This is a genomic window from Spirosoma horti, from assembly GCF_054776595.1.
This window is the reverse complement of record NZ_BAAHBQ010000010.1, coordinates 12,318-23,768: the sequence shown is the minus strand read 5'-3', so window position 1 is coordinate 23,768 and position 11,451 is coordinate 12,318. Positions and strand designations below refer to the sequence as shown.

Annotated in this window: 13 protein-coding genes; 6 read left to right on the top strand and 7 right to left on the bottom strand. The window is 43.6% G+C overall.

The features are described from left to right. Nucleotides 1–29: 29 nt before the first annotated feature. On the top strand, nucleotides 30–1,148 hold the full coding sequence (locus ACYVAM_RS27060) for a hypothetical protein (protein ID WP_461072992.1): 1,119 nt from the start codon (nucleotides 30–32) through the stop codon (nucleotides 1,146–1,148). A gap of 438 nt (nucleotides 1,149–1,586) precedes the next feature. On the opposite strand, the gene ACYVAM_RS27055 is transcribed toward ACYVAM_RS27060, so the two are convergent. The 3 genes from ACYVAM_RS27055 to ACYVAM_RS27045 all read right to left on the bottom strand — a co-directional run bounded on the left by ACYVAM_RS27055 (nucleotide 1,587) and on the right by ACYVAM_RS27045 (nucleotide 4,832). Further along, entirely contained in the window at nucleotides 1,587–2,285 is a 699-nt protein-coding gene (locus ACYVAM_RS27055; RefSeq protein ID WP_461072990.1) for a hypothetical protein, read from the bottom strand. Between the two features lie 180 nt (nucleotides 2,286–2,465). Continuing rightward, nucleotides 2,466–3,707 (bottom strand): deoxyguanosinetriphosphate triphosphohydrolase family protein, encoded by a 1,242-nt coding sequence (locus ACYVAM_RS27050; protein WP_461072988.1) that lies wholly within the window; start codon nucleotides 3,705–3,707, stop codon nucleotides 2,466–2,468. A 918-nt stretch (nucleotides 3,708–4,625) separates the two neighbouring features. Continuing rightward, nucleotides 4,626–4,832, bottom strand: a complete 207-nt coding sequence (locus ACYVAM_RS27045; RefSeq protein WP_461072986.1) for a hypothetical protein — start codon at nucleotides 4,830–4,832, stop codon at nucleotides 4,626–4,628. A 54-nt stretch (nucleotides 4,833–4,886) separates the two neighbouring features. Between ACYVAM_RS27045 and ACYVAM_RS27040 the strand changes: the two genes are divergently transcribed. The 4 genes from ACYVAM_RS27040 (at nucleotide 4,887) to ACYVAM_RS27025 (ending at nucleotide 7,649) form a co-directional block, all read left to right on the top strand. Beyond that, nucleotides 4,887–5,375, top strand: a complete 489-nt coding sequence (locus ACYVAM_RS27040) for a hypothetical protein (protein WP_461072984.1) — start codon at nucleotides 4,887–4,889, stop codon at nucleotides 5,373–5,375. Between the two features lie 255 nt (nucleotides 5,376–5,630). After that, complete coding sequence (locus tag ACYVAM_RS27035; RefSeq protein ID WP_461072982.1) at nucleotides 5,631–6,293, top strand: recombinase family protein; 663 nt, start codon at nucleotides 5,631–5,633, stop codon at nucleotides 6,291–6,293. Between the two features lie 132 nt (nucleotides 6,294–6,425). After that, nucleotides 6,426–6,887 carry a hypothetical protein gene (locus ACYVAM_RS27030; protein ID WP_461072980.1) on the top strand — a complete coding sequence of 154 codons (462 nt, stop codon included), beginning with the start codon at nucleotides 6,426–6,428 and terminating at the stop codon, nucleotides 6,885–6,887. 174 nt (nucleotides 6,888–7,061) lie between these two features. Beyond that, entirely contained in the window at nucleotides 7,062–7,649 is a 588-nt protein-coding gene (locus tag ACYVAM_RS27025; protein WP_461072978.1) for a hypothetical protein, read from the top strand. Nucleotides 7,650–7,884: 235 nt separating this feature from the next. On the opposite strand, the gene ACYVAM_RS27020 is transcribed toward ACYVAM_RS27025, so the two are convergent. The 4 genes from ACYVAM_RS27020 to ACYVAM_RS27005 form a co-directional block, all read right to left on the bottom strand. Continuing rightward, nucleotides 7,885–8,343, bottom strand: coding sequence for a response regulator (locus ACYVAM_RS27020; RefSeq protein WP_461072976.1), 459 nt, complete (start codon nucleotides 8,341–8,343; stop codon nucleotides 7,885–7,887). 439 nt (nucleotides 8,344–8,782) lie between these two features. Further along, nucleotides 8,783–9,028 carry a hypothetical protein gene (locus ACYVAM_RS27015; protein ID WP_461072974.1) on the bottom strand — a complete coding sequence of 82 codons (246 nt, stop codon included), beginning with the start codon at nucleotides 9,026–9,028 and terminating at the stop codon, nucleotides 8,783–8,785. A gap of 677 nt (nucleotides 9,029–9,705) precedes the next feature. Continuing rightward, nucleotides 9,706–9,867, bottom strand: a complete 162-nt coding sequence (locus ACYVAM_RS27010; RefSeq protein ID WP_461072972.1) for a hypothetical protein — start codon at nucleotides 9,865–9,867, stop codon at nucleotides 9,706–9,708. A 297-nt stretch (nucleotides 9,868–10,164) separates the two neighbouring features. Next, the gene (locus ACYVAM_RS27005; RefSeq protein WP_461072970.1) at nucleotides 10,165–10,524 is read right to left on the bottom strand and encodes a winged helix-turn-helix transcriptional regulator; all 360 of its coding nucleotides are present in this window, start codon (nucleotides 10,522–10,524) and stop codon (nucleotides 10,165–10,167) included. 128 nt (nucleotides 10,525–10,652) lie between these two features. Here ACYVAM_RS27005 and ACYVAM_RS27000 point away from each other — a divergent pair, with 128 nt between their 5' ends. Further along, nucleotides 10,653–11,441 carry an SDR family oxidoreductase gene (locus ACYVAM_RS27000; protein WP_461072968.1) on the top strand — a complete coding sequence of 263 codons (789 nt, stop codon included), beginning with the start codon at nucleotides 10,653–10,655 and terminating at the stop codon, nucleotides 11,439–11,441. Nucleotides 11,442–11,451: the final 10 nt, after the last annotated feature.

Genomic DNA, 11,451 nt, shown 5'->3' with positions numbered 1-11,451 from the left:
TTTCACAGCTGACTTCTCATCACCCATCTATGGCTTATTACATCGACCTGTTTTCTCCAGATACGTATGAGGCCTTTATGAATTCTGAACGTAATGTTTCGGGATTTCGGCAGCGGCAAGAGAGTGTAGCGGCTAAACTGCGCCCTGGTGATAAACTCATCTGTTACGTAACTAAGCTATCCCGCTGGGTAGGTGTGTTAGAGGTGGTTAGCAAATATTTCATCAGCGATACGCCCATATTCGTCCCAGCCAATGATCCTTTTGTGGTCCGGTTTCAAGTTGATTCACTGGCCTATCTACCCTTGGAGCAAAGCATTCCTATTGAGACTAATGTCTGCTGGAAGTCACTGTCTTTTACAAAACATCTTCCTAAAAAGAGTTTAGCCTGGACCGGCATGGTAAGGGGTAGCCTGCGCAAGATTGATGATACTGACGGGAGTTATTTGGAGAAAATCCTGCTTGAGCAGCTTATCTCTCCTGAGATCTACCCCCTAAGCGATGTAGATAGACGGAAGCTGAAAGCACTCACGGTTAAAACCCAAGACAGTAAGCAGGTAGCTGTGTCTATTCCTGATAACGAAGAAAGTGTAAGTGCTACTACCAGTCAGCAGCAATCCTCACAACGAGATTCTATAAAGATTCAGGCGCTACTATCTGAGATTGGCGAACGGATGAATTTGAAGATCTGGCTCCCTCGTAGCGATCGGCAGCGCGTACTAGACCTTTGGCAACCAAAAGAGAAGACCTTACTGGATGTATTACCCCTTAACTACGATGATGCGACCCTAAAGACAATCGAAAACATAGATGTCTTGTGGATCCGTGGCCGCTCGATCGTACGGGCGTTTGAGGTTGAGCATACTACGTCAATTTATTCAGGAATCTTGCGCATGGCCGATCTGATGGCCTTACAGCCAAATCTGAGTATTAGTGCCCATATTGTGGCCCCCACTGAGCGTAAAGAGAAAGTGTTACAGGAAATTTCAAGACCCGTATTTGCCTTCCTTGACCGAGGTCCACTAGCCGAGTCCTGCACTTTTCTATCATACGAGTCCATTCATGAACTTTCGCAGGAGAAACGGTTAGAGTATATGAAGGACTCTGTCCTAGAAGAGTATGAAGAGTATGCTGAAGAAGCAGGTATATAAAATGGCAGAATGGGAATTCTCATTCCAACAGTATCCAGTTGGAACGAGAATTCCTACGAAGTGAAAATGTAAAAAGTTTGCACCGATGTCAAATTCTAGTAGCCTGTAGATAAGTACTCGCAACCTTTATAGCCTCGTTTGGTTGGGCTGCCGACTGTCCTTCGGGACGTGCATCCTGCTGCCCACAATATGCCTTCAACATTATACACCCTAAGGCATAGGATAAATGCATTCTAATCTATGGGTTTCTTTATCAAAGTTATATTTCTGAAGAGTTTGTACAAAGAACCATCCATCGGTTAAACTCTCGTAAATTATTGATTGACAAGAAGGACAATAAGCGTTCTCTATTTTCTTCTCTTCAGAAAAGAAGAGCTCGTTCTCAATAATAACCGATTCTGTTTCGCAAGACTGGCAAATAAGATGTTTAACCATTTTTTAAGAATTAGGTAAAAATAGGCGTTTTAAATCATCGGATCCTACTTGATTTAAATAATTAGAACGGCAAAAACAGTTGGTACATTGCCTAACAATAAGCATATTATTTAATCGTGGCTTATCCTCAACTGTTTTTTTAATAGCATCTTTGGCTTCTTTGAATAAATGAATGTCGCCATCATTTATTTTAACTCTTGGGTCATCAACTATAATCTTATTAAGATAGTCAAACAATATAGAGGCTTTGTTATTTCTTATTGTTACCATTTTACGCTGTCGTTGAATAGTATCCCATTTCTGTGATAGTTCTTCAATATCAACAAAATACTTTTCCTCATCAGAGAGTGTTTTACTCCAATTTATAGGATTGTCTTTCGTTATCCAAATCTCGTAATCAATATTTAGTACTAAATCTACAGTAAACTCAAAAAGTACAGGTCCATATAAATTTTGTCTTGGAAAATAGCCATGTAAATCTGTAGTATCTATAAAAACGTCATTCCATACACTAAAAGCTTTATCGAGTTCATCGGAAGACTGATCAGATTGATACAATCCTAACTCCTCGACAGCACCTCGAGACAATAACCCTCCTTGCTCAAAATATGTTATCGAGGAAGAAACGGTATTTGCATGATATAAAAAGTAAATTCCTTTTTTCTGTAGAAATTTATGTAATGCTTCATTTTCTAATCTCATTTCAACGAATGTTTGTGATCGTTAAATACGTCAAATTGCATGGTTAGTGCACTCGCATACTATAATGTCCTCAAGTACTGGACATAAATTTGTAATATTTGCCGAATTAGAAGAATTAACTTGTGACACACTACGTAGTAGATACACTTTTCGACACCCACATCTTGTTGTTTGCTACGTTTATTTAAAGTATATACCTCTTCCATCTAATTTGCCAAAATACTTTTCGTATTGTTGAATTGCATAAATATCCATCATTCCTCCAATGTAATCTTGAACTTTCCTATTCCACAAGTGGGGAAAACGGTAGTTGGCTGGCATTAGCACCATACCTCTATTGTAACTTTTATCAGTATATAATTCGTATAACTTTGTCAATACGTGTTTACCTAATTGCTCATATTCAATTATTTCAGGTTGTCTTTTTATACACTCAAACGTCATTTTTTTAAGTCCTGCGACTAAAGGGCCTAAATTATTATAACCTAGTTTACCTTCGACTAAATCTACATCTCGAACAAAAGCGTTTGCAAGAATAGATGTTAATTCTTTTCTAAATAATATCGCATATTCTTCTGATGTTTTATACGCGTGGGCCTTGTCAGCAAATTGGCGTGCCTGTACAATTAATTTTTTAAATTCTATCAAAATCACTTTATACTCACTACGAATAGAAAACTCATACAAGAGTTCGTCAATAGTAAAATAATTAAGTCTCAAGGTATCTTCTAAGTCATGAATTGCATAAGCAATTTCATCACATAAATCCATTATTTCACAATCTATTGTTTTATGAGAGATTCTATATTCTTTAAGCCATTTATTTACTAAGCTATAATCTTCAGCGTATAGAAATTTCTTGTTAGATTTTTTAATCTTCAAACTGTTAGTTTGATTAATTATCTCAAATTCTGGTTTGAGATATTTAACAACGCCTAACATTGTCCTTATTGTAAGGTTTAAGCCATTAAAGTCATGATGCCTTTCTTCTAAACTGTTTAGAATTCTGAAAGTTTGAGCATTACCTTCATATGGATTTTCTTCACAGACTTTACTTAAAAAAATTTCTCCTGCATGTCCAAAAGGAGGATTACCGATATCATGAGCTAAGGAACAGGTTTGTACTGTAATAATATCTTTGAGTTTGAGCCTTTTAGCAATTGTCTTAGCAAATTGTGCAACTTCGTGGCTGTGAGTTAATCGGTTTCTGTAAAATACTTGACTCTTAGGGACAAGCAGTTGCATCTTCCCCTGAAGCCTCCGACAAGAGGATGAATATAAAACTCTTGAATAATCTATATCAGCGTCATCGCGGAAATATTCAATGCTTCCTGGATACTTATTATCAACTCGAACATTTTTAACTAAATCAAGCTGCTGTTCTTTTTCTTCACAATATTTTTCTAATTCTAATGAAATCATCTTGGTATTTTAATTTAGCAGTTGTGGAAACCTACTTTTAAACATGCCCAATCGGGACGGTTCTCGTGTCGACCTAAGCCGACCAATGAAGCGAAATCGGCCTGATCGAGTTGCTGATTCTGTCGTCGGAGCGTCCGACATGGAAGCTCAAACTTTCCGAACGAGCTATGCTCTTTGTCACATAGAGGCAGAAATAGAAGCTTCCGCAATTATTGTACACCAACTCATTTAATACTAAATTACTGTTAATCAAACTATTGATGTCTAACGCACTGGTTTTACTGTACTAGTACATTTATAAGTTTAATGGCTTACCCCATGGTGCAACAATAGCCAAACGGGACAGGCCACACAAACGGATGCCCAACAAAACAGCCTTCTTAAGGCAGAATTTATTATTCGGTATTGAGTGTATATACGGGTTAACGTTGATAAACAGTAAAAACCAGTTAAATAATGTGGAAGTCACATTCTCAGGAAATGCTTCCAAAATGCGAAGTCTATTTCCGATAGCTGTGTTGAATGACCACAACAGTCGGTACGTTGTCGGATCGCCGAAGCTGAGCGAGACCATGAATTATCGGGGTTAAGGCGCCATTGCGATTCAGCAGTCAGAGCACCAAATCGGGAATGACCATCCTTGACTTACTCTTCTACAGTACAATCTCATTTTCCAGAATATGTCAACCTAAAATCGTCCATTAAAAGCCTAACTAACTATATTTAATGAACTACGTAAACTTTTGAAAATCATGCTTTTGCCATCATTTTGACAACTTACAAAATTCGTTCACGAAAACCCTTGGCCAAATGAACGCGTTTACAAATAGGTTCTTTTATTGGAAAAGGGATGTAACAGTAGAGACTGCACTTTACACGCTATACTATGCTAAGCCGCGTGTCAGGTAATCTGTCTGATCAATCAACTTTCTTAATCTCAGTCGCACTGAGGGTGATGGTAAATTCGCGCCGTTGGCTGTTCCAGCAGTGTACCCGCTGACCATATTGACTGATCACCGGGACAGGCCAGTCAATGTCAGCATTAGCCGCTACTAATTCCTGAGCCGCCTTCGGGTTAATAAGCGTGACTAAGTCGTTCACTTTGAATTCGTTGTTTGTCTTCATTGACTACTTAATTTCCTACCTTTGTTTCCTGGTAAACGTCTTAAAATCAACTGAATGAAAGCCATTAACATCCATTTTTTTTCACCTACTGAAAACCAACAGCCTACGGCCAAGTCCGATAAAGTCGCTAAACCAGCTAAGGTAATTTTAACCGGTTACATTTCTTCTGCCGGCAAACTCGTTTTGCCGGCCAAGACGGTGGCTCATTTAGGGGTCGACCTAAGCAAAACAGGCTTTAAAGTAGGGATGGACGAGGGAAAGCGCAAAGCCAAATCGCTGTATTTGGTGCCAGGCAGTACCGATGCGGAAACCTTTACGTTCGAGAAAGCAGCTAAAAGTTATACGTTGGCCCTGCCCTTTATCTTGACCAAGAGTGGGATTGATTTCGCCAAAACGAAATACGACTTTACCATTCGCCTTTTCGAATATGAGGGCACGACCGCCTTTGAACTAAAAGTAGCTCCTGAAGCATCGGCTACCAAAGTACCTTACACGGGTAAGCCAAGAGGCCGCAAGCCCAAGCCGGACTCGGTTTCTGAATAAAATTGATAAGCCCTGCTGAACAGGGCTTTTTTGTGTTTTGTATTTTCGATAGGCAAGTCAGTTTTTCAACTGGCCTTGATTGGAAAAGTCCATCTTCATTTCGGTTTCACTCCACATTTTTCTTTCTCTGCCAACCTGACAGCTTTTAGGGGGTAAATTCTATCCCCTTTTCCATTACTTTTGTTTTGTCACAAGTCAAGAACGTGCGTTCTTGACTTGTGACAAACTTCCTTTATATATACTTATAGCGTCTTTATGGTGAAATACGTAGCTTACTACCGGGTATCTACCCAAAAGCAGGGGAGGAGTGGGTTGGGACTTGATGCACAAAAGGCAGGCATCCACGCCTTTTGTGGTGATGCGTTAATCGGCGACTTTATTGAAATTGAATCGGGTGGCAAGACGAGCCGCAAGGAGCTGGCCAAAGCCATTGAACTCTGTCAGAAAGAAAACGCCAAGCTGATTGCTTACCGGCTGGACCGGGTGCTTAGGAATCTGGAAATTCTGGTTGCTCTGCGGTTGAATAAAGTTATGTTCACGGCCCTGGATTGTCTCAATGACTCCGATATGATTATTAACATCAAAGCCGCCTTAGCTGAGGATGAACTGCGCAAGATCTCCGAACGGACAAGGGCCGCTTTACACCAAAAGAAAGCCCGGGGTTTTACCTTAGGCAAACCCGAGAATTTTTGTGACGAAGGCCGTCGGAAAGGAACGGCCGTTGGCAAACAAGCCGCCCGGATTCACCCGGCTAACCAGCAAGCCGCCGAATTGATTCGACTCTATCAACGCGATAAGCTTCCCATGAGAGCGATTGCGGAACGACTCAATAAAACAGGCTTCCGGACTCGAACTGGCAAGTTGTTTCATGCCGAATCGGTACGCCGGTTAATGCGTGAATCGACCGTGCTGGAATGATATAAAGAACCCTATCAACAGTAGTATCAACTAGCATGGCCAACGCTAAAAGCTAATTTTATTCCCTTTATTTGTTTATAAGACCCCTTGCCCATTGTGGACGATTTACTGCCCTTGCCTCATCAGTCCTTGATGCGGAGTTTCTTACAGCAGAGCCATTTTCAGCACGTTTCCATTATTGGTTTATTGGCAATGGCTTTCCAGACTCGCCTGCTAATGAGCGAACCTGATAAACCCCTTTGTGACGATATATCTCTACTGGGGTGGCCACCCCAGTATATTACCCATCTGATGGATGAATTAGATGTAACTTCGGCTGAACTTACTCAATATGCTCGACTGGGTAATGATTTTTGGAGTTCTCAACTCAAACTAATGCCCACCTTTCAACGCACGATCGTTATGGGGCTGGCTACTATCATTCTTACCCCGTCGGGGAGCAACATGAATCCCAACCGATATACCCCCTGGCTGCGATACTGGGCAAATGAACTCAATATAGATTATCTTACCATGTCCCATTGGATGGAAATATACGGGATAAAACAGATCAATTATTTACTGGCTCGGGGGTTTATTCCCAGTGAATTTTAACAGATCTTGCGCGATTGACGGATTTCAGTAAGAACCAAACAGTCGCTGCTACACATCCTATTTAAGGCAATGGATGTTCCTTGATCGTTGTAGTCGTGTCTGGCTATAGTGTATTGCTAATCTTGCCAGCTAGTCTTTAAGCTTAGATTTCCATTACTCTTTCACCTTCTAGCAATGACACCGAAGCAAATTCAACGGCTGGAGAAAAAGATTGCTGATATTAAACGAGCTTTAGCCGCCGAAAAACGAACGTTTGGTGGCTACGATGATTCGCGAGGATTGCGCTATTTACCCACTCGGTATTATCTTCAGTTAGGCGATTACAAAGGGGGAGTAACGTATACTCGTTGGTTCGCCAAAACATTTCCCGATGACATTGGCTTTCCCGATTTTCTGTTTGAATGGACAGTACTGCTTTTCAAAGCTGGCAAATTCGACCAAGCCAGGATCAAGGCTTGGCAAACCTTCTGTTCTAATACGTATATCCTGGATACATTTCTAGGCAATCCAGCCCAGCCCATAGCTAAATACGAGTGGTCCAATCTGGCTCAGGAAAGCTTTACCGATCAGTTTCCCTATTCGCAGCAGCAAGCCGAACTACAGGATTTTAGTCAGTGGTTAGTCGAGCTTTTGTCAACGGATTTATTCAAAACCCGTAAAGACCGCTACATAGCCATTCAGCAACGATTAGCCACTGAGGACGACCAGGAAACGCGGCGCTATTTATTGAGCGAAGCCCATCAGCTAGAGGAGTGGTTTTAAAGCAAAGCCGTTTGATTCATAAACTCAGCTACGTCCCAATTTTTGAGACGTTGATACGTGAGACGGCAATTTGAGATTACTAATAATGTCCGGGTGTATGTCCCGAGAGGAAGCTATGCTGTTTTGGAAAAACGGGCGTTTTTTAATATCTCTAAACTACTATTCGTAGCAGACGATCAAAATGCTACGGAATCCACTGGTCAACACCTCTGAAATCGCCACCTGGGCAAACACCTTACAACGGATTAGGTAGGTGTACGACTTCCCCCCAGTGCCGCCGCAAGGCCGTAAAACAAGCCAGCCATTGCTGAACCGTAGTCGGTCGGGTGATATAAGCCGCAATACCAAAGCCATAAGCGTAGGCAATATCCTGGGCTTTTTCGGAATGACTTAAGATGATAACGGGTATATCCTGGTAGGCGGGCTGGGCTTTAATCTGCTTTATTAAGGCCCAGCCATCTTCCTGGGCTGGTAAGTTTGGTTCAACGATAATCAACTGGGGTCTGCTAAGCCTCTTATTTCCAGTGGAGTCTAGGTATGCTAACACGTCAGGGGCATGTTGCTTCCAGATGGGCGCTACATGGGGAAAACACTGGGCTAGTACCGACCGAATAATAAGCCATTGGTCTGGGTTATTCTCGATAATCAAGATGGGTGTCCGAGGTAGTTTTCGGTGTCTGGTCTGTGTCGCCATGTGTAAGAAGTAGAGTAACTGGCTGGATAAAAAGAGTACATCAATATTACAGAATTGCCAGACAATAGACAAGCAACTTATTGATTATGAATAAGTTGCTATTGTTATCACAATGGTATCCTTCCTGGAATGATTTAAACTTTTTCTAATAAAATTTAAACCTATAAATACCCATTGCATCCATTATTGACTATTATAAAGTATGTGCTGTATACTAATCGGCTAAACAGGCAATAAATTAGATATGGAAAGGTCATTTAGGTACGTCGACATAAACCCCTAATGAATGATATTCTGGATGTGCACAAGGATAATAAATAGAGTCAACTAACTGCATTTCAATCAAATAGGCCATTAGGTAATTATCGTATGTACCAGTGCCTCCTTGTTACTCATGGGCCTTATGATGGCCGTCTTGCCTAGGATGAATGTCCTCTGGCTAGGCTAAAAGTTGCTGCCATTGGTACTCTAGTTGACGAAGGGGTCTGGAGAAGAACGTGCCGTCAAAGGCAGCAACCGGTAAAGAGGTGCGTTGATGATTGTCGATCAGCTCCACCTTGATTAGTTGGCCTCCTTCCAAAACCACTAAGCTGGCTACATCACAGGCAACGGCCAGATCGGTGAACCAGCCCGAGAAAAGGCGGTGTTGATTATCCGAGTCCCATATCGTCAGGATCAAGAGCATGCGGCTATTGGAATAAGTGTCGGATTTGGATCACATAAGTCATTTCCTATGCCTACCTAACCAGAAATCCGTTGATTGGCTTCGTCCATTGCCACCGTTCGTCCGTTTGTGAGCTAACGGGTTAAGTAACTTAGTACAACCTTGTCTCCTCATCCGATGGAGTAGCCTAACACGCCTACCCTTCATCGCCCAAGTCCCTGTTTTTTAGTAGGCAAGCTAACAAGGAAATCAACCGCCATTTTGCTAGTATAAAATGGCTACCATACGCTCGCAGGTTTCTTGATCCGCTCACCGGTTAGAGCCTGGTATGGAAATTTCGGAGGGGTTGACCAGCGGACCCGCTCCGGCGTACCGGCCGCCGCGGCTGATTTCGAAAAAGGCTGACAGGTTGTTTCACCTTGAAATGACCGCGTCCCGGCGGGGAACCGCACGGTGGCCAATTTAAGCAATTGATAATCTTGTAGTTAGGTTTATGTTGTTTTGAAAAGCCAGATGGCCACCGTGGCGCGGTCAATTTGCTACGAAATCGGCCGCAGCGGCCGGTCCGCCGGTGCGGGACCATTGGTCAAGAGCACTGAAATCTTCACAGTAGGGCTTAACTACACGTTTAAACTTATGGACTTACTACTGAGTAAAACTACATCTCACAATGGATGTATTGAAGAAAGTATTTATTCTCAAGTAATTGCCTTTCCACCTAGTCCTAAGAAAACGCTGGTTAACAGAGCGGGCCAGTCGGTTTGAAGAAGGTTCTCGGGCTGAACGATGCGGGCCAGTTCTAAGTCAGCCAGTAGCGTGGCTTTTACGGCTGTTCCTGGTAGGGACGTTGCTCGGGGCATTTTGCAGCGCGGCCATTGCCATCACCGTGTTGTGGCCGGCATTGCCAAGGACGACCCGACACCGATCGATAACCGATCGGTGATCGTCCAGCTAACCATGCAGAATAAGATTGTCAGGCCGCTCGAACGCCTCCTCCTTTCCTAGGTTACCAACCCCGACAACGATCCAGTTGGGGACCTGCCGGGCCAGGTGTGCCACAAAGTCGAGAGCAAAGCTGATGCCGCCGGTTCCAACTGACCGCCTCCCAGTAATTGGGAGTACCTCTCGCTCTCAGCCTTGTATTCATGGGGTAACCGCTAAGACTGCATGTTCTTTATAATAAGCGCCCGCAGGCGCTCCTCATGCTGGTCACCCCACTGGCCAACCGCGCCAATGAGGGGAATCAGGGATTGGCCCAAGTCGGTGAGGTAGTATTCAACTTTAGGCGGAAGTACCGGGTAAATTATCTTAGCCACCAGCTCGTGATTTTCCAGTTCCTTCAACTGAACATTCAGCACCCGGCGGGAGGCACCCGGAATTTTCCGTTGCAGCTCGCTGGGCCGTTGAAAGCCTTGGTGGATAAACCACAAAAGACGCATCTTCCATTTTCCATACAGTACTTCTCCGATCAGGTCGAGCCCGCAGGTCAGGTCAGGTAGTGTCTTTCGTTCGTACATACTGCAAATATAATCCGATGCCTGTAGCTGTTTGATAGGGACAAATTTATCCCTATTTGAATCGTAAGTCCGTACTTGTCACCCCGTACCGTACTGCCGAATTTTGTCCTGAACAAACGAGCTAAAGTATGGACTTCAATTTTGAAAACGAACTGGTCGGTAAGGTCGCGCTGGTAACGGGAGGCACTAAAGGCACGGGCAGGGCAATCGCCGGTCGCCTGTTGAAAGCAGGAGCAACCGTGATCATTACCGCCCGAAACAAGCCGGAAGAGCCAATCGATCCTATTCATTTCATCGCGGCCGATTTGAGCAAACCGGAAGGAACTCAGCAGCTAGTCGACCAAATACTCCGCCAGTTTGGCCATCTGGATATTCTAGTCAATAATATGGGTGGTTCCGAAACGCCTGGAGGTGGATTTGCTGTGCTGTCCGACAACGATTGGGAATCAACGATTCAACTGAATCTTTTGGCCCCCGTGCGGCTGGATCGTGGTTTTTTACCCAGCATGGTCGAACGCGGTGAAGGCGTGATTATTCACATCGCCTCTATTCAGGCAACACTACCTCTCTACGACTCAACACTCCCCTACGCGGCAGCAAAAGCGGGTCTGCTCAATTATAGTAAAAGCCTGTCGAAAGGGGTTGCCCCCCAAGGAGTACGGGTACTAACAGTTTCGCCAGGTTGGATTATGACCGATGCATCCAGCCGCATGATGGAGCGGATTGCCGAAAGTTCAGGCAGCACGGTTGAACAGGCGGCAAGCAGCGTGATGGACGCATTGGGTGGCATTCCATTCGGCAGGCCCGCCTGGCCTCAGGAAGTGGCTGAACTGGTCGGCTTCCTGGTTTCGCCAAGGGCTTCCTACCTCACCGGTACCGAATTTGTTATCGACGGAGGGACAATTCCCACTATGTAGAAAAAAGATT